The organism is Bradyrhizobium commune (assembly GCF_015624505.1).
Lineage (GTDB): Bacteria > Pseudomonadota > Alphaproteobacteria > Rhizobiales > Xanthobacteraceae > Bradyrhizobium > Bradyrhizobium commune.
In genome coordinates this window covers 3,709,279-3,732,140 of the sequence record NZ_CP061379.1, presented here as the reverse complement: position 1 = coordinate 3,732,140, position 22,862 = coordinate 3,709,279, and the positions used below count along the sequence as shown (strand labels likewise).

23 protein-coding genes are annotated in these 22,862 nt (G+C 64.2%); 10 read left to right on the top strand and 13 right to left on the bottom strand.

Going from position 1 to position 22,862, the window contains the following annotated elements:
• Positions 1 to 94: 94 nt before the first annotated feature.
• The 3 genes from IC761_RS17570 to IC761_RS17560 all read left to right on the top strand — a co-directional run bounded on the left by IC761_RS17570 (position 95) and on the right by IC761_RS17560 (position 3,022).
• A complete protein-coding gene (locus IC761_RS17570) occupies positions 95 to 853 on the top strand; it encodes a TetR/AcrR family transcriptional regulator (RefSeq protein WP_195804430.1) in 759 nt (252 codons plus the stop codon).
• 254 nt (positions 854 to 1,107) lie between these two features.
• Entirely contained in the window at positions 1,108 to 1,713 is a 606-nt protein-coding gene (locus IC761_RS17565; RefSeq protein ID WP_195804429.1) for a PepSY domain-containing protein, read from the top strand.
• Between the two features lie 271 nt (positions 1,714 to 1,984).
• Positions 1,985 to 3,022, top strand: a complete 1,038-nt coding sequence (locus IC761_RS17560; RefSeq protein WP_195804428.1) for an aspartate-semialdehyde dehydrogenase — start codon at positions 1,985 to 1,987, stop codon at positions 3,020 to 3,022.
• A 65-nt stretch (positions 3,023 to 3,087) separates the two neighbouring features.
• Here the strand turns inward: IC761_RS17560 and IC761_RS17555 are convergent, their stop codons facing one another.
• The 6 genes from IC761_RS17555 to coaD form a co-directional block, all read right to left on the bottom strand.
• Positions 3,088 to 3,309: a hypothetical protein gene (locus IC761_RS17555; protein WP_195804427.1), complete on the bottom strand. Its 222-nt coding sequence runs from the start codon at positions 3,307 to 3,309 to the stop codon at positions 3,088 to 3,090.
• A 122-nt stretch (positions 3,310 to 3,431) separates the two neighbouring features.
• Positions 3,432 to 4,502: a tRNA preQ1(34) S-adenosylmethionine ribosyltransferase-isomerase QueA gene (gene queA / locus IC761_RS17550; protein WP_195804426.1), complete on the bottom strand. Its 1,071-nt coding sequence runs from the start codon at positions 4,500 to 4,502 to the stop codon at positions 3,432 to 3,434.
• 48 nt (positions 4,503 to 4,550) lie between these two features.
• The gene (locus IC761_RS17545) at positions 4,551 to 5,015 is read right to left on the bottom strand and encodes a peptidylprolyl isomerase (RefSeq protein ID WP_195804425.1); all 465 of its coding nucleotides are present in this window, start codon (positions 5,013 to 5,015) and stop codon (positions 4,551 to 4,553) included.
• Positions 5,012 to 5,422 carry a UCP034077 family protein gene (locus IC761_RS17540; RefSeq protein ID WP_195804424.1) on the bottom strand — a complete coding sequence of 137 codons (411 nt, stop codon included), beginning with the start codon at positions 5,420 to 5,422 and terminating at the stop codon, positions 5,012 to 5,014. The genes IC761_RS17545 and IC761_RS17540 overlap by 4 nt, the downstream gene beginning before the upstream one ends.
• Before the next feature lie 22 nt (positions 5,423 to 5,444).
• Positions 5,445 to 6,020: a peptidylprolyl isomerase gene (locus IC761_RS17535; RefSeq protein ID WP_195804423.1), complete on the bottom strand. Its 576-nt coding sequence runs from the start codon at positions 6,018 to 6,020 to the stop codon at positions 5,445 to 5,447.
• 37 nt (positions 6,021 to 6,057) lie between these two features.
• Positions 6,058 to 6,555, bottom strand: coding sequence for a pantetheine-phosphate adenylyltransferase (coaD, locus tag IC761_RS17530; RefSeq protein WP_195804422.1), 498 nt, complete (start codon positions 6,553 to 6,555; stop codon positions 6,058 to 6,060).
• Positions 6,556 to 6,820: 265 nt separating this feature from the next.
• On the opposite strand from coaD, the gene IC761_RS17525 reads away from it, so the two are divergent.
• Both IC761_RS17525 and IC761_RS17520 read left to right on the top strand, forming a co-directional pair.
• The gene (locus IC761_RS17525) at positions 6,821 to 7,078 is read left to right on the top strand and encodes a hypothetical protein (protein ID WP_195804421.1); all 258 of its coding nucleotides are present in this window, start codon (positions 6,821 to 6,823) and stop codon (positions 7,076 to 7,078) included.
• 222 nt (positions 7,079 to 7,300) lie between these two features.
• Positions 7,301 to 9,154 (top strand): potassium transporter Kup, encoded by a 1,854-nt coding sequence (locus tag IC761_RS17520; protein WP_195804687.1) that lies wholly within the window; start codon positions 7,301 to 7,303, stop codon positions 9,152 to 9,154.
• A gap of 41 nt (positions 9,155 to 9,195) precedes the next feature.
• Here IC761_RS17520 and IC761_RS17515 read toward each other — a convergent pair whose 3' ends face one another.
• The 4 genes from IC761_RS17515 to IC761_RS17500 form a co-directional block, all read right to left on the bottom strand.
• Complete coding sequence (locus IC761_RS17515; protein ID WP_246791543.1) at positions 9,196 to 9,936, bottom strand: substrate-binding domain-containing protein; 741 nt, start codon at positions 9,934 to 9,936, stop codon at positions 9,196 to 9,198.
• Positions 9,937 to 10,016: 80 nt separating this feature from the next.
• Entirely contained in the window at positions 10,017 to 12,758 is a 2,742-nt protein-coding gene (gene gyrA, locus IC761_RS17510; protein ID WP_195804419.1) for a DNA gyrase subunit A, read from the bottom strand.
• Between the two features lie 180 nt (positions 12,759 to 12,938).
• Positions 12,939 to 13,337 carry a DUF2306 domain-containing protein gene (locus IC761_RS17505; RefSeq protein WP_195804418.1) on the bottom strand — a complete coding sequence of 133 codons (399 nt, stop codon included), beginning with the start codon at positions 13,335 to 13,337 and terminating at the stop codon, positions 12,939 to 12,941.
• Between the two features lie 179 nt (positions 13,338 to 13,516).
• On the bottom strand, positions 13,517 to 14,011 hold the full coding sequence (locus IC761_RS17500) for a single-stranded DNA-binding protein (protein ID WP_195804417.1): 495 nt from the start codon (positions 14,009 to 14,011) through the stop codon (positions 13,517 to 13,519).
• Positions 14,012 to 14,503: 492 nt separating this feature from the next.
• On the opposite strand from IC761_RS17500, the gene IC761_RS17495 reads away from it, so the two are divergent.
• The 3 genes from IC761_RS17495 to uvrA all read left to right on the top strand — a co-directional run bounded on the left by IC761_RS17495 (position 14,504) and on the right by uvrA (position 19,377).
• On the top strand, positions 14,504 to 15,178 hold the full coding sequence (locus IC761_RS17495; RefSeq protein WP_195804416.1) for an outer membrane protein: 675 nt from the start codon (positions 14,504 to 14,506) through the stop codon (positions 15,176 to 15,178).
• A 155-nt stretch (positions 15,179 to 15,333) separates the two neighbouring features.
• Positions 15,334 to 16,092 carry an outer membrane protein gene (locus tag IC761_RS17490; protein WP_195804415.1) on the top strand — a complete coding sequence of 253 codons (759 nt, stop codon included), beginning with the start codon at positions 15,334 to 15,336 and terminating at the stop codon, positions 16,090 to 16,092.
• A gap of 309 nt (positions 16,093 to 16,401) precedes the next feature.
• Positions 16,402 to 19,377 (top strand): excinuclease ABC subunit UvrA, encoded by a 2,976-nt coding sequence (gene uvrA / locus IC761_RS17485; RefSeq protein WP_195804414.1) that lies wholly within the window; start codon positions 16,402 to 16,404, stop codon positions 19,375 to 19,377.
• A gap of 1 nt (position 19,378) precedes the next feature.
• Here uvrA and IC761_RS17480 read toward each other — a convergent pair whose 3' ends face one another.
• The 3 genes from IC761_RS17480 to IC761_RS17470 form a co-directional block, all read right to left on the bottom strand.
• On the bottom strand, positions 19,379 to 19,936 hold the full coding sequence (locus tag IC761_RS17480; protein WP_195804413.1) for an RNA 2'-phosphotransferase: 558 nt from the start codon (positions 19,934 to 19,936) through the stop codon (positions 19,379 to 19,381).
• An 87-nt stretch (positions 19,937 to 20,023) separates the two neighbouring features.
• Positions 20,024 to 20,206 (bottom strand): DUF5615 family PIN-like protein, encoded by a 183-nt coding sequence (locus IC761_RS35885; RefSeq protein ID WP_246791542.1) that lies wholly within the window; start codon positions 20,204 to 20,206, stop codon positions 20,024 to 20,026.
• A 155-nt stretch (positions 20,207 to 20,361) separates the two neighbouring features.
• Positions 20,362 to 20,589 carry a DUF433 domain-containing protein gene (locus tag IC761_RS17470; RefSeq protein ID WP_195804411.1) on the bottom strand — a complete coding sequence of 76 codons (228 nt, stop codon included), beginning with the start codon at positions 20,587 to 20,589 and terminating at the stop codon, positions 20,362 to 20,364.
• 96 nt (positions 20,590 to 20,685) lie between these two features.
• Here IC761_RS17470 and IC761_RS17465 point away from each other — a divergent pair, with 96 nt between their 5' ends.
• Together IC761_RS17465 and IC761_RS17460 are read left to right on the top strand one after the other, a co-directional pair.
• Complete coding sequence (locus IC761_RS17465; protein WP_195804410.1) at positions 20,686 to 21,336, top strand: HAD-IA family hydrolase; 651 nt, start codon at positions 20,686 to 20,688, stop codon at positions 21,334 to 21,336.
• A 109-nt stretch (positions 21,337 to 21,445) separates the two neighbouring features.
• Entirely contained in the window at positions 21,446 to 22,372 is a 927-nt protein-coding gene (locus IC761_RS17460; protein ID WP_195804409.1) for a nucleoside hydrolase, read from the top strand.
• Positions 22,373 to 22,862: the final 490 nt, after the last annotated feature.

Genomic DNA, 22,862 nt, shown 5'->3' with positions numbered 1-22,862 from the left:
GCAAGGCGGAACGCGCCAGATTCGCAATGACGCACCCGTTCCTGCGCGTTATAGAGCGAAGACCATTGTGACGATCGCGCAGGAATCATTGGGCATGGGATTGACTGCGACCAGAACAAGGACGGCAACGCCGCGGCGCGGGATGTCGAAATCCCGCGGCGGCCGGCCGACCAAAACCGCCGCCATCGAGCGCGATCAGCGGCTGATCGAAGTCGCCACCCGCCTGTTCCTGGATCGCGGATTTGACGCGACCTCGCTCGATGCGGTTGCGGAAGCCGCGCGCGTCAGCAAGCCCACCGTCTATGCCCGCTACGGCGACAAGCGCGGACTGTTCACGGCCGTCTTGAGGCGCGAGATCTCGCGATGGCTGGCGCCCCTGTCGGCGGCCGCCGAGACGCAGCTCAGTAGCTCATCGGACATCTCAGTCGAGCAGCGGCTGGTCGAGATCGGGCGGGAGATGCTCAATTTCACCTGCGGGCCTGATGCCATGGCCTTCAGCCGCATGATGACGGCACAGGCCATCAACTTCCCCGATATCGCCAAGCTCGGCAAGGAAGAGGGCTGGCTGAAGGCCGTCGCCACCACCGCGCGCTTCTTCGATCACCTGGTGGCGCAAGGCGCGCTCGGCGTCGACGACACCACGATCGCAGCCGAAGTCTTCCTCGACGTCGTCGTCGGCCATACCCACCGCATGGCGACCTTCGGAACACCGATGGAGCTCAAATCCGCCGAAAAGCGAATGCGCGCGGCGATCAAGCTGTTCCTGGCCGGCGCGCTCGGCCCTGCCGACCGCGTGCAGGAAACTTCAAAAGACGCCGCCAAAGCCCCGCAACGGCGCCGCCCGTCCCGCTGACATTTCCGTGAGCTTGCGCTCTATCCCCATCGGGAGGGCGTCTACGCCATTGACCAAAATAAAACGATACGGTATGGTTTAGTTACAAGGTGAGACGGACCGCTTTTTTCACCAGCCCCAAAAGGGGTCCGTGTCGCTTCGATCGCAGCCCTGGGTACAGCCCATTGCAGCTTTCGGCGGCCGACCGCTGCCCATGGTCGGCCGCGATTTCTTTACGATCGTCCGGCACACTTGTCGGTCCAAGGGTTCCGAACATGCGAGCGACAAGACGACAGGCGTGCGAGTTGCTAGCGATCGCCCTATCCGGGTTGCTCATCGCAGCGCCGGCGCAGGCACTCGCCACGACGGAAGGCACGCCCACCGCCGTCCACAGCGCCACAGATGGTGATGCCGAGGTCGACCGCCAAGCCGTCAGCCGCGAAATCGAACGCTTCCGCGGCTCGTCGATCTCGATCAGCCAGGCCATGGCGATTGCCGAAGCCCGGCACGCCGGCGCCACGACCGCAGATGTCAGCTTCGACGGCGGCTCGGGCGTGCCGGTATACCGGGTCAAGACGCTGCACAACGACCGGATCTGGCGGCACACGATCAATGCCGCAACCGGCGAGCTCGTTGGCGGCGAAGCCGCCCTGCCCCTTGCCGAGCTCGACCATGAAGATCGCAGCAACCTCGCGGCGCTCGGCACCATCCGGCATCGCCTGGCGGATGCAGTGCGCGTCGCCGAGCAGGCAGCGTCAGGCAAGGCCATCAGCGGCGGGCTGGTGCGCGAGCGCGGCCGGCTCAATTTCGCGATCGTCGTCATCAGCGGCGACGACCTCAAGGAGGTCATCCTCGAGCCGCCAGGTGTCCGGGCCAAATAACCAAGGCCGCAATCCCGCCGAAAAGCCATTGACGGGCGCAAAACTCTCCCGCATAAGTCGCCGCCATGTTCACGACCACCAAACGCACGACCAAAACCACCACGGCCTTCGGGGCCCGGGGAGGCGTGCGCGCGTAGTCGTCGACTAGAACGCAATCAGCTCTACCGAAGCCCCGCCCTCGATGGTCCGGGGCTTTTTTGTTGTCTGCAATTCACCAGCATGATCCGGAAATGTGGAATCCGGTTTTCCGACCAGATCATGCTCAACTGAAATGGAGAAGAATGTGAGTAACGATCCCGTCGTCGCGATTGTCGGCGTCACCGGTGCGGTGGGCGCCGAATTCATCGCCACCATGGACAAGCGCGGTTTCCGCGTCGGCAAGCTCAAGGCGCTCGCCAGCGCCCGCTCGGCCGGCAAGACGGTGTCGTTCCGGGGCAAGGACGTCGTCATCGAGGAATTGACCGAGCGCGCCTTCGAGGGCGTCGACATCGCGCTGTTCTCCGCCGGCGGCAGCATCTCGAAGAAGTTCGCGCCACTCGCCGTCAAGGCCGGCGCGGTCGTGGTCGACAACTCCTCGGCCTTCCGGATGGATCCGAACGTGCCGCTGGTGATCCCCGAGATCAACGCGAACCGTATCCGCGACCACAAGGGCATCATCGCCAACCCGAACTGCGCCGCGATCACCGCGCTGGTGCCGCTCTGGCCGATCCACCAGAAGAACCGCATCAAGCGCGTGATCATCTCGACCTACCAGGCGGCCTCGGGCGCCGGCGCCGCGGCGATGGACGAGCTCGTCGAATCCACCCGCGCCAATCTCAACGGGCAGGTCTATACGCCCAAGGTGATGCCGCACCCCTACGCCTTCAACCTCTTCAACCACAACACCGCGATCGACCCCGAGACCGGCTACAACGACGAGGAGACCAAGGTCATCAAGGAGACCCGCAAGATCTTCGAGGACGAGACAATCGCCATCGGCGTGACTTGCGTCCGCGTGCCGGTGCTGCGCGCTCATTGCGAGGCCATCACCTTCGAATGCGAGAAGCCGATCAGCGAGGACCAGGTCCGCTCGATCATGGCGCAGGCGCCCGGTGTGAAGGTCATCGACGACCGCGCCAGGAACTACTTCCCGATGCCGATCGACGCCTCGGGCCAGGACGACGTCCTGGTCGGCCGCATCCGCAAGGATCTCAGCGACCCTAGCGGACATTCGGTCTCGATGTTCGTGGCGGCCGATCAACTGCTCAAGGGCGCCGCGCTGAACGCGGTGCAGATCGCGGAACTGCTGCCGCAGCGGGTGATGGCGTAACAAGCGAGATGCGTAGGTGGGTTAGAGTGGCGGGTTACGCCTTACGGCCAACCCGCCCTGCGGCTCTACTTGGTAGGCGGATCTTTCGGCTCCCAGGGACGCTTGCCGTTGGCGTCCCGGTCCCAGGGGCGGGCTTGCGAAGCATCCTTCGCCTCGGCGTTCTGCCTCGCCCGATCGGCTTTGATCTGGTCGCGGATCGATGGATCGGCTGGCGGAATTGTCGTCCCGGCAATGGTCTGGGCCATGCAACAAGGAGAGATCGTGATGAAAAGCGCGACAAAAAACAATTTCTGCATCGTTGCTTGTAGCACAACCAAGAGATTTGATCCGCGCGATTTGTAACTCAACGGCTGGACAAAACGACGCGGAGCTATGCGTTCACAACAGCGTTATACCGTTGAACGCTTTCCTAATGCCCGCGAAACAGCAGGCACGCATCGCCGTAGGAATAGAACCGGTAACCGCTCGCAATCGCATGCGCATAGGCCTGCTTCATCGTGTCAAGCGCGGCGAAAGCGGACACCAGCATGAACAGCGTCGACTTTGGCAGGTGGAAATTCGTCATCAGGATATCGACGGTTCGGAAGCGATAGCCGGGGGTGATGAAGATCGATGTCTCGGCCGCGAACGGCTGGATGGTGCCATCCTCGCTGGCTGCGCTTTCGAGCAGCCGCAACGACGTCGTGCCGACCGCAACGATCCGGCCACCATTCTTCCGCGCGGTGTTGAGTTTTTCGGCCGTCTCGGCCGAGATCGTGCCCCACTCCGCGTGCATCTTGTGGCCTTCGGTGTCGTCGACCTTCACCGGCAGGAAGGTCCCTGCCCCGACATGCAGCGTGATGCGGTTGATGCCGACGCCGCGTTCGCGCAGCGCCTGCTCCAGCGCCGGCGTGAAATGCAGGCCCGCGGTTGGCGCCGCGACAGCGCCTTCGTTCGCCGCAAACATCGTCTGGTAGTCGGCGAGATCCCGATCGTCCGGCGTGCGCTTCGAGGCGATGTAAGGCGGCAGCGGCGGGCTGCCGAGATCGGCGATGGCCTGGTCGAGCGCAGGGCCGTGGAACGAGAACGACAGCGTCACCTCGCCCTCGGTGCCCTTCGCCTCGACCTCGGCATCGAGATGGCCGAGCAGGCAGACCTTGCCTTCATTGCCGAAGCGGATGCGGTCGCCGGCCACGAGCTTCTTCGCCGGCTTCACCAGCGCCTGCCAGCGTGAGCCATCGAGGCGCTTGATCAGCGTCGCCTCGATCTTCGGCTCGGTGTCGCGGCCGATGCGGCGGCCTTTGAGTTGCGCCGCAATCACCTTGGTGTCGTTGACGACGAGCTGATCGCCCGGCCTCAGCCATTGCGGCAGGTCGGAGATGATCCGGTCGCGCAGCGCGCCCCCTTCCACGACCAGCATCTTTGCGGAGTCGCGCGGATGCGCGGGGCGCAACGCGATGCGCTCGGGGGGGAGATCGAAGTCGAAGAGATCGGTGCGCACGTTCGGTACCTCGCCATGCCCCGCCAGGGCGGGGCATGGCGGCAATTGTTACTCCGCGTCCGCGGCCATCCGCGCCTTGACGATCTTGTCGGGATTCTGCACCGGCTCGCCGCGCTTGATCTTGTCGACGTTCTCCATGCCCTCGGTGACCTTGCCCCACACCGTGTACTGGTTGTCGAGGAAGCGGGCGTCGTCGAAGCAGATGAAGAACTGGCTGTCGCCGGAATCGGGGCTGGCAGCACGCGCCATCGAGGTGGTGCCGCGCACATGCGGCTCCTTGTTGAACTCGGCCTTCAGCTTCTTGCCGGAGCCGCCGGTGCCGGTGCCGTGCGGGCAGCCGGTCTGCGCCATGAAGCCGTCGATCACGCGATGGAACACGATGCCGTCGTAGAAGCCCTCGCGAACCAGCTCCTTGATACGGGCGACGTGACCCGGCGCAAGGTCGGGGCGCATCTCGATGGTGACGGGGCCCTGCGTGGTTTCGAGGATCAGGGTGTTTTCGGTGGCGCTCATACTCGTCTCTCTTGCGTTGGGGGTGAAGTCTTCCGCCTGCGGATGGGAATTGCGAATGGACGCCCCGCCGCAGCGCCGGCCATTGCATCGGTAAATGGCAACGGCGTGCAGCGTTGCAATGTCTCCATCACTGCGATGCGGTATTGCAGCCGGTCCTCGTCGGAGGCGTCCGCGGACTCATAGGAAATTCGCGGATGGCCCAAAATGTTTCCGGCCCGGTTAAAGCTGACGATGACAGTGATGTCGATAGGGCGAGCCTTGCTGGCGAGCGGCGGCCTCCAGCAAGTTTGCAGATACCGGGAGATGTCCGCGATGGTGTCGACCTTCGCGTCCTCGGCAGCCGCGCCCGAGAGGCCGCACAGCAGTACAACAGCAGCCAAGCGGAGCGTGTTGCAGCAGTACGCCATGGTCCTCCCCTGCGTGGTCCTCTTACTTGATGTCGGAGGCGACCTGCACCTTCACCATCTTGTCCGGATCGGTGACTGTGCCGCCCGGCGAGCCCGGGGGCGCTTTCTTCAGCTTGTCGACGACATCCATGCCCTGCACGACCTCGCCGATCACGGTGTACTGGCCGTCGAGGCTGCCGCCGTCGGCGAACATGATGAAGAACTGCGAGTTGGCGGTATCGACACTGTCGCCGCGCCGCGCCATGCCGACGATGCCGCGGGCAAAATGCACCTTGGAGAATTCCTGCTTCAGATTCGGATATTTCGAGCCGCCGGTGCCGTTGCCATTCTGGCCGTCGCCGGTCTGTGCCATGAAGCCGTCCATCACCCGGTGGAACGGAACGTTGTTGTAGAAGCCCTCGCGCGCGAGCTGCTTGAGGCGCTCGGCGTGCTGGGGCGCCAGGTCGGTCCTGAGCTTGATGACGATGCGGCCCTTGGTGGTGTCGATGACGAGCGCATTGGCCTTGTCGAGGTTGGCCGGCAGTTGCTGCGCTAGCGCCGGGGCCGCGCCAATGAGCGCGGCAAAGATCGTGGCAAGAATTGCGAGACGACGGATCATGAAAACTCCGGATCTGGTGAGATGAAGACGCGCGCCGTTACGGGGCGAATTTGGCCTTGAGCAGGGATGCCACGAGCGGCGGCACGAAGGTCGAGACGTCGCCACCCATAGCCGCGATCTGTCGCACCAGTGTGGCAGTGATCGGGCGGACCATGGGGGATGCCGGCAGAAACACCGTATGCACCTCCGGCGCCATGGCCTCGTTCATGCCGGCAAGCTGCATCTCGTAGTCGAGGTCGGTGCCGTCGCGCAGACCGCGAATCATGATGGTGGCGCCATGCTTGCGCGCGGCGGTCACCGACAGGTCGTCAAAAGTGGTGGCCTCGAGCGTACAGCCGGCCTGGGCCGCAATCGGCCCGCAGACGTCGTGGAGCATTTTCAGCCGCTCCTCGGTCGTGAACAGCGGCTTCTTGCCGGGATGGACGCCGATCGCGACCACGAGCCTGTCGCACAGGGGAACGGCATGCCGGACCACGTCCAGATGGCCGTTGGTGATGGGGTCGAAGGAACCCGGGTAGAAGGCAATGCGCGACATGGCCTCCTCCTACCCCGCCCGGCCCGAGCCGGCAAGCCGGCCAGGTTCCCTGCCGATTTTTCCGGCAATCCAGATCTTTTCGCAAAATCGTGTCGGAAACCTCCGGTTTGTTTCGTCCTGAGGCCATGACGAAACAAAACAGAGCGCGAACGAAACCATTTCCCGTATCCGCGAAGACGTCCGGAAACTGACCATGGTTACTAATCCACCCAACGAATGACGGGCCGCACATTGGGCGTAGCGGCCGCATCACAGGGGACCGTCAATGATCAAGGCTCTTTCAGCGATCACTATCGCTGCGTGCGTTGCCGCAGCCCTTACCCTCCTGCCCGGCTTTGCGCCGACCGTCGAAGCCAGCGTGCCGCAGCCGCTGGCGAAGGCCGACCGGCTCGACATCAAGACCATCGGCCGCGACTGCTCGCAGCAGGCCTGGCCGAATTTCGAAGCGTCCTGCCTGCGCCGCGCCGGCACCAAGGCCGACGTTCGCGTGGCCCGCCTCGTCACCGCCGACCGCACGCCGTAGACGCTCCGTCAGCTTGGCGTCGTAAACCTCGATACAAAGCCCAAGAGAACGCCAAGAAACCCCAAGAAAAACCCCGTGGCAATTTGCGGCGTCTCGTCGCAGACTGCGTGACGCTCGCGCCCCTCGGAATGGCCCGTCGGGCGCGATCCCATCGGGGGGTCGCCTTTGTCCAGTACGCCCGCAGTCGCTTCCGGCCACCATCCTGATCCACTGCCGCTGGCCATGACCATGGGCGCCCTCGGGGTGGTCTACGGCGATATCGGCACCAGCCCGCTCTATGCCCTCAAGGAAGCCGCCAAAGCGGCCGCCCATGGCGCGACAGTGACGCCCGAAGCTGTCCTGGGAGTTGCTTCGCTGATCCTCTGGGCGCTGCTGCTGATCATCTCGCTGAAATATGCGTTGCTGATCCTCCGGGCAGACAACCGCGGCGAAGGCGGCATCGTCGCGCTGTTAGCTCTACTGCATGCCCGTAATGCCGAGCCCGGCACCTGGCGCGCGCATCTGCTTATTGTTGGCCTGGTCGGCGCCGCCCTGCTCTATGGCGACGGCGCGATCACGCCGGCGATCTCGGTGCTCTCCGCCATCGAGGGCCTCAAGGTCGACGCGCCCTCGCTTTCGCCGGTCGTGGTCCCCGTCACCATCGCCATCCTGGTCGGCCTGTTCATGATGCAGAAGCAGGGCACCGGCTTCATCGGCCGCATCTTCGGACCGGTGATGCTGGCCTGGTTCGCCGTGCTCGCCGCGCTCGGCATCCATGGCATCATCAAGGCGCCGGCGGTGCTGGCGGCGCTGAGTCCGTTCTACGCCTTCGACTTCCTGATCCACCAGGATTTCCACGTATCCTTCGCGATCCTGGGCGCGGCTTTCCTTGCCGTGACCGGGGGCGAGGCCATGTATGCCGACATGGGTCATTTCGGCCGTCTGCCGATCCGGCTCGCCTGGTTCGCCATCTGCCTGCCCGCGCTGGTGCTGAACTATTTCGGCCAGGCCGCGCTCCTGATCACCGATCCCGGCATGATCGAGAACCCGTTCTTTCAGCTCTGCCCTGATGTCCTCCATTATCCCCTGGTCGCGTTCTCGGCGGTCGCAACCGTGATCGCCTCGCAGGCGATCATCTCCGGCGTGTTCTCGCTGACCCAGCAGTCGATCCAGCTCGGCTTCCTGCCGCGCATGCAGATCCGCCACACCACGAGCGATGCGATCGGCCAGATCTACGTGCCGCTGGTAAACTGGCTGCTCGCCGCCGCCACGCTCGGCGCCGTCCTCGCCTTCGGCACCTCGGATGCGCTCGCCGGCGCCTACGGCATCGCGGTGTCGCTGCTGATGGCCATCACCACGCTGCTCGCAGCGCTGGTGGCGATCCAGTGGGGCTATTCGCCCTGGCTCGTGGTGGCCGTGAACGGCTTCTTCTTCGTGATCGACGTGATCTTCTTCTCGGCCAATTCGATCAAGCTGTTCGAGGGCGGCTGGTTTCCGCTGCTGCTCGCCGGCCTCGTCGCCTTCCTGATGATGACCTGGCGTGCCGGGGTGAAGCTGGTCGAGGCCGCACGCAGCAAGCTGCGTCAGCCCGAGGAAGATCTGATCGAGACCGCTGTCAACAAATGCAGCGCCAGGCTGCCCGGGACCGCGGTGTTCCTGGCATCTGTGCCAAATGGCGTCCCGCTGGCGCTGACCCAGTTTGTCAAGCACAACCACGTGCTGCACGAGCGCATCATCCTCGTCACCGTCCTGATCGAGGAATTGCCGCATATTGCCGATGAGGATCGCGCCGAGGTGATCGAGATCATCCCCGGCATCACCCGCGTGATCCTGCGCTACGGGTTCATGCAGAACCCGACGATCTTTGAGGGACTGACGCTCGCCTGCCGCCAGGGCAGGCTTCCCGGCATCGACCTCGCCGACATCACCTATTATGTCGGCCGCGAGACCATCATCCCGCGCGAGGACATTCCGGGCATGTGGGTCTGGCGCGAAAGCCTGTTCGCCTTCCTCCAGCGCAACGCCGAACGCTCCGCCGCGTTCTTCGGCGTGCCGACCAAGCAGGTGGTGGAATTCGGCACGGAGCTGGAGATTTAGGGCGTGTTTCGATGATGCGCCGATGATGCGGACGACGAAGCTCAGTGCGGCGGCAAGGGCTTCATGCCGGCTTTGGTGATCACGGCTGCCGCATCTGCGGAGGAGAGGAAGTGCAGCAGGGCCATCGCGGCGTCGGACTGTTGTGAGCTCTTGGGCAGCGCCCCGACATAAAGGGTTGGCGGCTGAACCTCGGATGGCACGGTGCCGACGAAATCGATCCCCGGCACGTGGATCAGTTCCGGGACTTGCTGAAAGCCTATTTCCGCCTCTCCGCGGGCGACGACGGCAGCCACCGGCTCGCCCGACGGCGGACCGCGCACCTTGCGCGTCTTGCCGGCGATTTCATCGGCGACACCGAGCTTCTTGAAACCGATGGTCGAGAGATAGGTGCCGCTGGAACTGTCCGAATAGGCGATAGACTTGGCCGCGAGCAGTGTCTTGCGCAGCGCATCCATCGTGCTGATGTCGGGCTTGGGTTGCCCGGCCCGAACCACCATTCCGATGAACGATTCCGCGAGCGGCACCCGGCTGCCCGGGCGGGTCAGATCCTTCTGATCCAGCAGATCGACGCCGACCCCGTCCATGATGACCACGTCGGCCGCCTCACCCCGGGACAGACGCGTCGGTATGGCTTCCGGTGAATCGCCGACCGAAGGCCCGCGCGTGGTGACGAGCTTGTGCCCCGTCGCTTTCTCGAATGCGGGACCGAGCTCCTCATACACGCCGAAGAACCCGGCTGAGATCATCACCTTGACATCAGCGGCCGCCGCGCCCGTGGCCAAGGTGAAGGTGGCCAGGACAGCAAACAGGCAGGCTATGTATCGCGGCATGAAACGTCCCTCAACACGCGTCCGGGCCGCGCCTAATGCGAGCCATTTCCATTGTCGCCATTGCCGCCCTCGGCCTCTTCCGTGATGTGCTCGACCGAGACGACGTGCTCGTCCTCGGCGGTGTCGAACACGATCACGCCCTGGGTCGAGCGGCCGGCGATGCGGATACCTTCGACCGGGCAGCGGATCAGCTGGCCCTTGTCGGTGACCAGCATGATCTGGTCGGCCTCCTCCACGGGGAAAGAGGCGACCAGGTTGCCGTTGCGGTTGTTGACGCTCATGGCAACGATGCCTTTGCCGCCGCGCCCGGTGGTACGGTACTCGTAGGACGAGGTCCGCTTGCCGTAGCCGTTGACGGAGACGGTCAGCACGACCTGCTCGGCCGCCGACATCTCGACATAGCGCTCCTGCGAGAGCTGGAAGCTGCCGGACGTCTCCTCGGCCTCGGCGTCCGCCGGAGCCTCCTCAGTCGTGGCCTCGCCGACCACGGCACGGCGCATTTTCAGATACGCGGAGCGCTCGTCCGAAGAGGTCTCGACATGGCGCAGGATCGCCAGCGAAATCACCTTGTCGCCCTCGGCAAGCGCGATGCCGCGCACGCCCATCGAGGTACGCCCGGTGAACACGCGCACGTCGGTGACGGGGAAGCGGATGCACTGGCCGCCGGCGCCGGTCAAAAGCACGTCGTCGCGCTCGGTGCAGATCTGCACGTCGACGATCGCTTCATTGTCGTCGAGCTTCATGGCGATGATGCCGGAGCGGCGGACGTCGACGAAGTCGGACAGCTTGTTGCGCCGGACGTTGCCGCCGGTGGTGGCGAACATCACGTCGAGGTTGCCCCAGGTCGATTCGTCCTCGGGCAGCGGCATGATCGTGGTGATGCGCTCGCCCTGCTCCAGCGGCAGGATGTTGATCAGCGCCTTGCCGCGCGCGTTCGGCGCCGCCATCGGCAGCCGCCAGACCTTTTCCTTGTAGACTTGGCCGCGCGAGGAGAAGAACAGCACCGGTGTGTGCGTGGACGCCACGAACAGGCGCGAGACAAAATCCTCGTCGCGGGTCTGCATGCCGGCGCGGCCCTTGCCGCCGCGGCGCTGGGCGCGATAGGCCGACAGCGGCACGCGCTTGACGTAGCCCGCGTGCGAGACGGTGACGACCATGTCCTCGCGCTGGATCAGGTCCTCGTCCTCGACCTCGCCTTCCTGCTCCATGATCACCGTCTTGCGCGGGGTCGCGAACTCGGCCTTCACCTCGGCAAGCTCGGTCTTGATGATGCCCAGCACGCGGTCGCGTGAACGCAGGATGTCGAGATAGTCCCCGATCTCACCGGCGAGCTTGTCGAGCTCCTCGCGGATTTCGTCACGGCCGAGTGCGGTGAGGCGTTGAAGGCGCAGGTCGAGAATGGCCCTCGCCTGCTCCAGCGACAGTCGGATCGTGCCGTCCTCGCTGATACGGTGGCGCGGATCGTCGATCAGCGTAAGCATGTCCTCGACGTCCCGAGCCGGCCAGTCGCGCGACATCAGGGTGTCGCGCGCGGTGGTCGGGTCGGGCGAGGTCCGAATGACGCGGATCATCTCGTCGATATTGGCGACCGCGATTGCCAGACCGACCAGGATATGGGCGCGATCGCGGGCCTTGGCGAGCAGGTACTTGGTGCGCCGCGTGACGACCCGTTCGCGGAAGTCGACGAAGATAGCCAGCAGGTCCTTCAGATGCATGATCCGGGGACGGCCACTGTCGAGCGCCACCATGTTGACGCCGAAGCTCGTCTGTAACGGCGTGAATCTGTACAGCTGGTTCAGCACCACGTCCGGCACGGCGTCGCGTTTCAATTCGATGACGACGCGATAGCCTTCGCGATCGGATTCATCCCGCAGGTCGCCGATGCCCTCGATCTTCTTTTCCTTCACCAGCTCGGCGATCCGCTCGACCATCGTCGCCTTGTTCACCTGGTAGGGAATCTCGGTGATGATGATCGCCTCGCGCTCCTTGCGGATGGTCTCGATCGCGACCTTGCCGCGCATGACGATCGAGCCACGGCCGAGGTGATAGGCGGCGCGGATGCCCGCGCGTCCGAGAATGACGCCGCCGGTCGGGAAATCCGGTCCCGGCACGATGTTGATGAGTTCGTCGATGGTCAGCGCGGGGTTGTCGATCAATGCGACGCAGGCATCGATGACTTCGCCGAGATTATGCGGCGGGATGTTGGTCGCCATGCCGACCGCAATGCCGCCGGCTCCGTTGACGAGAAGGTTCGGGAACTTGGCCGGCAAGACCGATGGTTCGGTCTCGTTGTTGTCGTAGTTCGGCTGGAAGTCGACAGTATCCTTGTCGATATCGGCCAGCAGAGCCAGCGCCGCCTTGGTCAGTCGCGCTTCGGTGTAACGATAGGCGGCCGGTGGATCGCCGTCGACGGAGCCGAAATTGCCCTGGCCGTCGATCAGCGGCACGCGCATCGAAAAGTCCTGCGCCATGCGGACCATGGCGTCGTAGATCGACTGGTCGCCGTGCGGGTGATACTTACCGATGACGTCACCGACCACGCGGGCGGATTTGACGTACTTCTTGTCGGGCGTATGACCCTGCTCGTTCATCGAGTACAGGATGCGGCGGTGCACCGGCTTCAGGCCGTCGCGGGCATCGGGCAGAGCGCGCGCCACGATCACGCTCATGGCGTAGTCGAGATACGACTTCTTCATCTCCTCGAAGATGGAGACGGGGCGAATATCCGAGCGCTCCGGCTCGTCGCCGGGCTTCTTGTTGTCGTCGTCGGCCAAAGGGGAATCCGGTGAGGTTTTATCTGGGAATCATATAGCGCATCGAGGCCCTGATAACCACCCTTGTAACCACCCTTGCAAGCTCTTTGGAGGCGGTTTTTCCGTTTGTTTTTCCAGAGACTTACGCGCTTCCCACCCCTGTCTCCAGCGGCGCCGGAACGCCCCGCCCGGAACCGCGCTTCAGGCCCCGAAAATCACCCGGTGCATGATGCGTCCGGGCACCAGCGTGAACAGGCCCGCCACCACCAGCGCGCCGGCGAAAATGAAGATCATGATCCGTCGGTGGTCGGCAACGCGATGGGTGTGCGCCCGCCACACCGCGAGCGGCAGCATCACCAGCGTGAAGATCGACAGCAGATGGATCGGACTGAATGGCCCGACCAGGCGGATCTGGTGGATCCAGAACGACGACGACGCCACGACCACCATCAGCGCCACCCAGATCCAGCCGAGCGTCCGGTGCGGCAGCGTGCCCTTGGGGGCAGCGAACTGGACGAGGCCGAGCACGAACGCCGCCATGGCGGCAAAGGCGTGCAGTGGGATCGCCGGCGCGGCGTTGAGCAGAGGCGCGAGGCTCATGTGGCGCGTCCTCCGGACGGGAAACCGACCATGTGAATAGGATTAACATAAAGTTAATATCATTCACATGGCCTGCCGTCAAAGCCTTGAGGCAGCACAAGAGGCTAGCCCGGAAAAACCGTGTCTAGCCCGCAAATTGGTCGGAAACTCTGCCGCTTTACGCGAGCACGACCCGCGTCTCAGAACGGGATGTCGTCGTCCATGTCGTTGCGACCGCCACCACCGCCGGCGGCAACGGGACGACGCGGCGCGCTGCTGACCGGACCGGAGGAGCCGAAATCGCCGCCCGGCTCGTCGCCGAAGCTGCCACCTCCCCCGCCGCTGCGGCCGTCAAGCATCGTCAGCGTCGAGTTGAAGCCCTGGAGCACGACTTCGGTGGAGTACTTCTCGACACCGCTCTGGTCGGTCCATTTGCGGGTCTGGAGCGCGCCCTCGATATAAACCTTTGCGCCCTTCTTCAAGTACTGCTCGACGATCTTGCAGAGCGGTTCGCTGAAGATCACGACGCGATGCCACTCGGTCTTTTCCTTGCGCTCGCCGCTGTTCTTGTCGCGCCAGGTCTCCGAGGTCGCAATGCTCAAATTCGCGATCGGCCGCCCGTCCTGGGTGCGGCGGATTTCCGGATCCTTGCCGAGATTTCCAACCAGAATGACCTTGTTGACGCTTCCCGCCATCGCCGCTCTCCACTCCAAATGCCACTGAATTTCAAAAGGGCGGGCCCGCGCGCCCGCGCTGTGCTGCCGCCCTGCTGAAGCGACCGTATACGCTTACGGACCCCAATCGGCCCACCGCGCCTTCGGTTATCCCCATATATAGCACCACCCACAGCTTTGTTCCAGATTTGTTCCCGCTAAAAGCAAGAGGAATAATGCCGCTTGATTGCGCACCCCGGGGTATTTGAAGCCGACGGCGTCGGGCGACAGAGCCATGAAGAAATCTTGACATCCATTTGACGTCACTCGAGAATCGAGGACCCGCCTCTGGTTGCCGGTTCCCGATGGGAACAATAGGTCAGCAACTGCACCATTTTCAGGCCGTTGTGACTTTTGAGAGACACAACTTGCAGCTTCAATGGTGTAAGCACGCCGTCAGTTGGACTACGGCGTCCGATGCCCTTCTGCCCGCAGAAGGCAATCAACAGAAACTGGGACTGGGATTAGTTGAAAATGAAAAAGGTTTTGCTGGCTTCGGCCAGTTTGCTCGCATTCGGTGCGTTCGCTTCCGCCTCGGCTGCCGATCTGGCGGCCCGCCCCTACACCAAGGCTCCGGCTCCGATGGCCGCTGTCTACAACTGGACCGGCTTCTATCTCGGTATCGTCGGTGGCGGCGCCTGGGAAGACTCCAGCAGCCCCCGGATGCAGGGCGGCTTCGTCGGTGGTACCGCCGGTTACAACTGGCAGACCGGCAACGTCGTGTTCGGCCTCGAGGCCGATGGCGCCTGGGCTGACGTCAACGCTTCGGCGTCGGCTCTCGGCATCACTGTCTCCTCGAAGACCGACGCGATGGGCACCGTGCGCGGCCGCATCGGCTACGCCGTCAACCAGATCCTGTTCTACGGCACGGGCGGTTATGCCTGGGTCGACAACAAGATCTCCGTCAGCGCGCTCGGCGTGACTGTCTCCGACACCAAGTGGCACTCCGGCTGGACCGTCGGTGCGGGCGTCGAAGCGTTCATCGCTCCGCAGTGGTCGATCAAGGGCGAGTACCTCTATCGCAGCCTCGGCAGCGAGAACTACTTCTCGAACCTCGGCGTTCCCCTGGCGTCCGGCACGCTCAACTTCCACACCGTGCAGGTCGGCGTGAACTATCACTTCGGCGGCCCGATCGTTGCCAAGTACTGAGCTGTAGTACTGAGCTTCGTCTCCAACGCCATCGCGTTACGAAAGGCCGGCCTCGCGCCGGCCTTTTTGTTTTCGCTGACGCCTGCGCCGGACCGTCATTGAGTCGTGAGGCGCGAATCGCGCCCACCAATGGTTCGGCGAGTTGGGGATTTGCAATGAAGAGATGGGCGCTGGCCGCGGTCGGCTTGTTCGCACTCGGCGCGGCGGCGCCGGCCGATGCCGCCGATCTTCCGCTCTACGGCAAGGCGCCGGTTGTGGCGCCCGTGCTCGCCTTCGACTGGACCGGCGTCTATGCCGGCATCAATGGCGGCGGCGGCCTCGCCCATTCCTGCTGGAGCATCACAGCTGCCGGTGGCGTTGCCATCGACCCGCCCGTCGGCGAAGGCTGTCACAACGCGAGCGGCGGCACGGTCGGTGCCCAGCTTGGCTATCGCTGGCAGAAGGGACACTGGGTGCTCGGCGCGGAGGCCGAGGGCAACTGGGCCGACTTCAAGGGCAACAATGTCAGCCTCATTGTGCCTCCCATCAACAACCGCACCAAGATCGACAGCTTCGGTCTGTTCACCGGCCAGCTCGGCTACACCGTGAACGGCCTGCTGTTCTACGGCAAGACGGGCGCGGCCGTCGCGCACGCCAAATACGACGAGTTCATTCCGGGTGTTGGCGTGGTGTCCAACAATCTCACCCAGACCCGCTGGGGCTACAGCGCCGGCTTCGGCGTGGAATACGCCTTTGCCGAGAACTGGTCGGTCGGCGGTGAATACGACCATCTGTTCCTCGGACATCACGGCGGCGACCTCGCAAGCCCGAGCCTGCTCCCACCCGTGCGCACCGAGAAATTCGGCCAGGACGTCGATATCGGGTTGATCCGCGTCAGCTACCGCTGGGGCGGCCCGGTCGTCGCCAAATACTGATCGCCCAAAGACCGTTTCCAAAGGACTCCTCCAGGTCCTGCTCGCGTGCGGATTGCCCCCAGATCCGCATCCACAAGCGAACGAAGGGCCGGCCTGGTGCCGGCCCTTCGGCTGTTCCGCGCGCCTCTCCTGCCAGATGCCGCCAGCGCGCCAACAATCCGTTGACGATTCGCAAGTCCCACTGGAAATCCGCGCCCGTTCTTCCTACGTTCGCTGGCAACCCCATCGGCGCCGTTCCCGGTTCCGGGCGAAGCGCGCCTTCACCATTGGCGCGATCGCGCGCCCTTGGGATTCCTTGAGGACCAGCGGATGGATGAAGTGATCAAGGCCAAGCGCCAGCAGCAGAACGCGGGATCCAGCCTGCGCGCAATTACGATCCGTGGCGCGCGCGAGCACAACCTCAAGAACATCGACGTCGAGATTCCCCGCGACAAGCTCGTGGTGTTCACCGGCCTGTCCGGCTCCGGCAAATCCTCGCTCGCCTTCGACACCATCTACGCCGAAGGCCAGCGCCGCTACGTCGAATCGCTCTCGGCCTATGCGCGCCAGTTCCTGGAGATGATGCAGAAGCCCGACGTCGACCAGATCGACGGCCTGTCGCCGGCGATCTCGATCGAGCAGAAGACGACCTCGAAGAACCCGCGCTCCACCGTCGGCACCGTCACCGAGATCTACGATTATATGCGCCTGCTCTGGGCCCGCGTCGGCGTTCCCTATTCGCCCGCCACGGGACTTCCGATCGAGAGCCAGACCGTCTCGCAGATGGTCGACCGCGTGCTGGCGCTGCCCGAGGGCACCCGCCTCTATCTGCTCGCCCCCGTCGTGCGCGGCCGCAAGGGCGAGTACCGCAAGGAGCTCGCCGAATGGCTTAAGAAAGGCTTTCAGCGCGTCAAGATCGACGGCACCTTCCATGAGCTCGCTGAAGCGCCGGCGCTCGACAAGAAATTCCCGCATGACATCGACGTCGTCGTCGACCGCATCGTGGTGCGCGCCGACATCGGCCAGCGCCTCGCCGAAAGCTTTGAGACCGCGCTGAAGCTCGCCGAGGGCCTTGCGGTGGTCGAGTTCGCCGATGCCCCTGCTGCGGCGCCGGTCGAGGAGAAAAAGAAGACCGCAAAGATCCACGACAAGAGCGGGCCCGAGCGCATCCTGTTCTCGGAAAAGTTCGCCTGCCCCGTCTCCGGCTTCACCATCCCGGAGATCGAGCCGCGCCTGTTCTCGTTCAACAACCCCTATGGCGCCTGCCCCGCCTGCGGCGGCCTCGGCGTCGAGCAGCATGTCGATGAAGATCTCGTCATCCCCGACAAGGAGATGGCAATCGGCAAGGGCGCGATTGCGCCCTGGGCCAAATCGTCGTCGCCCTACTACACACAGACGCTGACGGCGCTCGGCAAGCACTACAAGTTCACACTGACCACCAAATGGAAGGATCTGCCGAAGAAGACGCAGAACGCGATCCTGCATGGCTCCGGCGAGGAGGAGATCAAGTTCTCCTATGAGGACGGCGTCCGTTCCTACGACACCAAGAAGCCGTTCGAAGGCGTCATCACCAACATCAACCGCCGCTACCGTGAGACCGAGAGCGAGTGGGCGCGCGAGGAGCTGGCAAAGTATTTCCACGACGTGCCCTGCGGCAGCTGCAACGGTTTCCGGCTCAAGCCCGAGGCGCTCTGCGTCAAGATCGGCGGCAAGCACATCGGCGAGATCTCGGAGCTGTCGGTGAAGGGCGCCGGCGAGTGGTTTTCGACCGTGCCGGAGGCGCTGAACAGCCAGCAGAACGAGATCGCCGGCCGCATCCTGAAAGAAATCCGCGAGCGCCTCACCTTCCTGCTCGACGTCGGCCTCAACTACCTCACCCTCTCCCGCTCCTCCGGCACGCTGTCCGGCGGCGAGAGCCAGCGCATCCGCCTCGCCTCGCAGATCGGCTCGGGGTTGACGGGCGTGCTCTACGTGCTGGACGAGCCCTCGATCGGCCTGCACCAGCGCGACAATGCCCGCCTGCTCGACACGCTGAAGCGGTTGCGCGACCTCGGCAATACCGTGGTCGTGGTCGAGCATGACGAGGACGCCATTCGTCTCGCCGATTACGTGCTCGACATCGGCCCCGGCGCCGGCATGCATGGCGGCCACATCGTCGCCGAAGGCACGCCCGACGAGATCATGCGCAATCCGAAATCGCTGACCGGCAAATACCTGACCGGCGAGCTCGAGGTCGAGGTGCCGGAGCGGCGGCCGCCGAACCATCGCCGCACCATCAAGGTGGTCAACGCGCGCGGCAATAACCTCAAGAACGTCACGGCCGAAATTCCGCTCGGCCTGTTCACCTGCGTCACCGGCGTCTCCGGCGGCGGCAAGTCGACGCTGCTGATCGACACGCTCTACCGCGCCATCGCCCGCAAGCTGAACAACGCCAGCGAAGGCGCCGCCCCGCACGACCGCATCGAGGGCCTCGAGCACATCGACAAGATTATCGACATCGACCAGTCGCCGATCGGCCGCACCCCGCGCTCGAACCCCGCGACCTATACCGGCGCCTTCACGCCGATCCGCGAATGGTTTGCAGGCCTCCCCGAGGCCAAGGCGCGCGGCTACGAGCCCGGCCGCTTCTCCTTCAACGTCAAGGGCGGCCGCTGCGAGGCCTGCCAGGGCGACGGCGTCATCAAGATCGAGATGCACTTCCTGCCCGACGTCTACGTCACCTGCGACGTCTGCAAGGGCAAGCGCTACAACCGCGAGACGCTTGAGGTTCTTTTCAAAGGCAAGAGCATCGCCGACGTGCTCGACATGACCGTCGAGGAAGCCGCCGAGTTCTTCAAGGCGGTGCCGCGCGTGCGCGAGACTTTTCAGACCCTGCACCGTGTCGGCTTGGACTACATCCATGTCGGCCAGCAAGCGACGACCCTGTCGGGCGGCGAAGCCCAGCGCGTCAAGCTCGCCAAGGAGCTGTCAAAGCGCGCCACCGGCCGCACGCTCTACATCCTGGACGAGCCGACCACCGGCCTTCATTTTCACGACGTCAAGAAGCTGCTGGAGGTGCTGCACGAGCTAGTCGCGCAGGGCAACACGGTCGTCGTCATCGAGCACAATCTCGAAGTCATCAAGACCGCCGACTGGGTGATCGACTTAGGCCCCGAAGGCGGCGACGGCGGCGGCGAGATCGTCGCCTGGGGCCCGCCGGAAGACATCGCCAAGGCGCCGCGGAGCTACACGGGCAAGTTTCTGGAGCCGGTGCTGAAGAAGGCGCGGAAGCCGAAGCGGCGGAGCACGAGCGAGGCGGCGGAGTGAGCTAGGCTCGTTCGGTGGTGATCGGTGCCAGGAACTCCGGCGGCACCAGGTCGGTCAACCACACCCCGTTATCTGCGCGATAGAACTTGTATCCGTGCCGGCGCATCGCGACAGTATCGACCGTGAAGATGTAGGCTTTGCCGTGACGCTGGCCGACACGCTCCGCAGTCGCCACATCGGCTGACAGGTGCACCTGCTGGCGCGCCTGCGGCTTCAAGCCCTCCGACAAGATCGCCTCCACGAACCGGGTCGCCGTCCCGTGATACAGCAGCGGCGGGGGCTCCTGCGCCGCCAACCCGAGTTCAACCTGCACCGAGTGCCCTTGCGCGGCGCGGACGCGATCCGCGCCTGGTGACAACGAAAATCGCTTCTTGTCGCTCGCTGCGACGACGCGCAACAGATCATCGCGGCCGAACTTCGTTCCAGCAGCGTTTGCTTTGGCGATTAGTTCGTCGATGCCGGCCCATCCCTGCGCATCTAGCACAAGTCCGATCACATCCGGCTTATGGCGTAAGACGAGGCTCAGAAATTTGCTGAGCTGGGTGTCATCAATCGGCATGGCTTCCTTTCTGGGGCCCTCTCCGTACATCCAAGCGCCCAACGGCGCTACATGCAACGGGAGAGTGGTTCGATCCAGCCTGCCACACTAACTGCCGACAAATTCGATGACGGCCTCGCCCAGTGCAACTGCTTCGACAATCCGCGGCATGGCACTTAAAAAATCACGGACCAACGCCCGATTGTCGATGTTGCCGGCTCGGACCCACAGCACAATCGGCCCTTGCCGCTTTGCTGCGCGCAAGAGTGAGAAGTCGCGGTCCTTGGTCACAAGAACGGCCGATCGAGAAATGGCTTCGCTCCAGATGACCCCGTCGGTCTGCGTTTGCCATCCCGAGCTCGGCTACGTGAGCAGCATCATGTCCGACCCGACGCATGGCTTCCGCGAGTGCTGGTGGAAGCTGAGCATCGATCAGGTAGAGCAAGCTATTTAGCCGCTATGATCGGATGGTCGACCTGACGGGCAGCATATGCAAGCACCGCGTCGATATCTGCCTCTTCAAGGTACGGATAATCCGCAAGGATACTCTCGCGCGACTGGCCGGCGGACAGCAGCCCCAGAACGTCGGCAACCGTGATGCGCAGGTCGCGAATGCAGGGGCGTCCATGCATACGCTGCGGGTCGACTGTAATCCTTGCCAGTAGCTCCGACATCTGTCACCTCTGTGCGGTCAATATAGCATCTCCAACTGCATCTGTCAGCGCGTCGCCAGGGGACGCGGTGTGTGACCCGCCGGCCCGCCCTCCTCCATGCCCTACTCCCTCGCCATCTTCGATCTCGACGGCACCCTCGTCGACAGCTTCCCCTGGTTCCTGCGCACCATCAATGACGTCGCCGATCGCTTCGGCTTTCGCCGCGTGCGGGATGAGGATGTCGAGGGGCTGCGGCATGCCACGACGCGCGAAATCCTCTCTCGCCTCGAACTGCCCGTTTGGAAGCTGCCGGCGATCGCGCGGCATGCGCGGCGGCTGAAGGGAGAGGCGGCGGCCGAGATTCCGCTGTTCGCGGGCGTCGAGGCGATGCTGCGGACACTGGCGGAGAACGGTGTCCAGCTGGCGCTGGTGACCTCCGACAACGAGGCCAATGCGCGGCAGAAGCTCGGCGATGTCGGCGCGCTGTTCGCCCAGTTCGACTGCGCCGCCTCGGTGTTCGGCAAGCCGGCGAAATTCCGCCGCGTCATCCGCCGCGCCGGCGTGGCGCTCGACCGCGTCATCGCGATCGGCGACGAGGTCCGCGACATCGAGGCGGCGCGCAGCGTCGGCATCGCCTGCGGCGCGGTCAGCTGGGGCTATGCCGCGCCGGCGGCGCTGCGGGCGCTTGCGCCCGATCACATGTTCGCGCAGATGGAGGAGATCGCGGATACCTTGTGCGGAAGCGTAGGGTGGATTAGCGAAGCGTAATCCACCACTGTTCGCATCCACAGAGGCAGAAGAGGTGGGTTACGCCGGCGGACTGCGCTTCGCGCGGCCGCAGGCTAACCCACCCTACGAACTGTTCGAGGAGACGGCGATGACACTCACGGACGCGGCCCGCCTCAAGCTCCTCCAGCTGCCGGTCGGCAAGGTGCGTGTCGTGCTCGACACCGACACCTATAACGAAATCGACGACCAGTTCGCGCTGGTGCAGATGCTGTTGTCGCCGCAGCGTTTTGACGTCGAGGCGATCTATGCCGCGCCGTTCTTCAATGCGCGCGCGGACAGTCCCGGCCACGGCATGGAGCTGAGCTATCAGGAAATCCTTCGCCTGCTGGAGCGCCTGAACATCGCGCCCGAAGGCCTGGTCCATCGCGGCGTCACTGACTATGTCGGCCCAACCAAGACGGCGCGGGCGGCCCCCGCTGTCGACGACCTCATCGCCCGGGCGCGCGCGGGCTCGCCTGACCGTCCGCTCTACGTCATCGCCATCGGCGCCATCAGCAACGTCGCATCCGCTCTGCTCAAAGCCCCCGACATCATCGACCGCGTCGTGGTGGTCTGGCTCGGCGGCCATGCGCTGGAATGGCCGCACACGGTCGAGTTCAATCTGAAGCAGGACGTCGGCGGCGCGCAGGTGCTGCTCGACAGCGGCGTGCCGCTGGTGCTGGTGCCCTGCATGGGCGTCACCTCGCGCCTGCATTCGACGGTCCCGGAGATCGAGCGCTACGTCGAGCCGCATGGCAGCATCGGCGCGTTCCTCGCTCAGAGGTTCAAGGACTATTCGTCCGACCACATGGGCTGGGCCAAGGAGATCTGGGACATGGCGCCGGTCGGCTGGCTGCTGAACCCCGAATGGGCACCAAGCGTGATCATCCCGGCGCCGGTCCTCACCGATCAGATGACCTGGAGCATCGACCGAAGGCGGCATCCGATCCGCTACGTGACCTCTGTGGATCGCAACCCGATCCTGAAGGACTTTTTCCTGAAGCTGAAGGACTTCGCCGCATCGAAGGTGCCGTAGGGCGGATTAGCGAAGCGTAATCCGCCGTCTTTTCCTCTGGACGAAATGGCGGATTACGCTTCGCTAATCCGCCCTACGCGCACTTCACCCACCATCCCTTGCGTTGCCCGACGGGCAAAACACGCGACATCGCGGTCAATGCTTCGAAGGCAAAATAATTCGCTTTACTCGAATTCTGAAATACCGCATCTTCCACGCATCCCAACCCGGGCCGAGGGGCGCTATCGCGATCGTCACGACACGCGGGATGGGACGTGGTGGACGCAGGCAGCACTGGCGCGAAGGGCATCGCAGGGCGGGAAACCGTGAGCGAGCGCCACGCGCACACGACCGGTGCAGCCTGCGTACGGCAAAATCGTGTGGTCCTGGCGCCCGGGGTCTGTGCGCCAAGTCTTGTGGTGATGTGTGCCGCCCGACCGGGTGACCACGTCAGCCATCCGCAAGGCGACGGGGGCAATAGTGCATCGCTCCCCGGGGAGAGCGCGACATA

Coding starts and splice junctions, on each gene's coding strand:
- IC761_RS17470 (WP_195804411.1), bottom strand. CDS start 20,589: ATGTCGGAGCTACTGGCAAGGATTACAGTCGACCCGCAGCGTATGCAT.
- IC761_RS17520 (WP_195804687.1), top strand. CDS start 7,301: ATGACCATGGGCGCCCTCGGGGTGGTCTACGGCGATATCGGCACCAGC.
- uvrA (WP_195804414.1), top strand. CDS start 16,402: ATGGATGAAGTGATCAAGGCCAAGCGCCAGCAGCAGAACGCGGGATCC.
- IC761_RS17480 (WP_195804413.1), bottom strand. CDS start 19,936: ATGCCGATTGATGACACCCAGCTCAGCAAATTTCTGAGCCTCGTCTTA.
- IC761_RS17460 (WP_195804409.1), top strand. CDS start 21,446: ATGACACTCACGGACGCGGCCCGCCTCAAGCTCCTCCAGCTGCCGGTC.
- IC761_RS17570 (WP_195804430.1), top strand. CDS start 95: ATGGGATTGACTGCGACCAGAACAAGGACGGCAACGCCGCGGCGCGGG.
- IC761_RS17490 (WP_195804415.1), top strand. CDS start 15,334: ATGAAGAGATGGGCGCTGGCCGCGGTCGGCTTGTTCGCACTCGGCGCG.
- IC761_RS17505 (WP_195804418.1), bottom strand. CDS start 13,337: ATGAGCCTCGCGCCTCTGCTCAACGCCGCGCCGGCGATCCCACTGCAC.
- coaD (WP_195804422.1), bottom strand. CDS start 6,555: ATGTCGCGCATTGCCTTCTACCCGGGTTCCTTCGACCCCATCACCAAC.
- IC761_RS17560 (WP_195804428.1), top strand. CDS start 1,985: ATGGAGAAGAATGTGAGTAACGATCCCGTCGTCGCGATTGTCGGCGTC.
- IC761_RS17465 (WP_195804410.1), top strand. CDS start 20,686: ATGCCCTACTCCCTCGCCATCTTCGATCTCGACGGCACCCTCGTCGAC.
- IC761_RS17495 (WP_195804416.1), top strand. CDS start 14,504: ATGAAAAAGGTTTTGCTGGCTTCGGCCAGTTTGCTCGCATTCGGTGCG.
- IC761_RS17535 (WP_195804423.1), bottom strand. CDS start 6,020: ATGATCCGTCGTCTCGCAATTCTTGCCACGATCTTTGCCGCGCTCATT.
- IC761_RS17525 (WP_195804421.1), top strand. CDS start 6,821: ATGATCAAGGCTCTTTCAGCGATCACTATCGCTGCGTGCGTTGCCGCA.
- IC761_RS17565 (WP_195804429.1), top strand. CDS start 1,108: ATGCGAGCGACAAGACGACAGGCGTGCGAGTTGCTAGCGATCGCCCTA.
- IC761_RS17540 (WP_195804424.1), bottom strand. CDS start 5,422: ATGGCGTACTGCTGCAACACGCTCCGCTTGGCTGCTGTTGTACTGCTG.
- IC761_RS17500 (WP_195804417.1), bottom strand. CDS start 14,011: ATGGCGGGAAGCGTCAACAAGGTCATTCTGGTTGGAAATCTCGGCAAG.
- IC761_RS17545 (WP_195804425.1), bottom strand. CDS start 5,015: ATGAGCGCCACCGAAAACACCCTGATCCTCGAAACCACGCAGGGCCCC.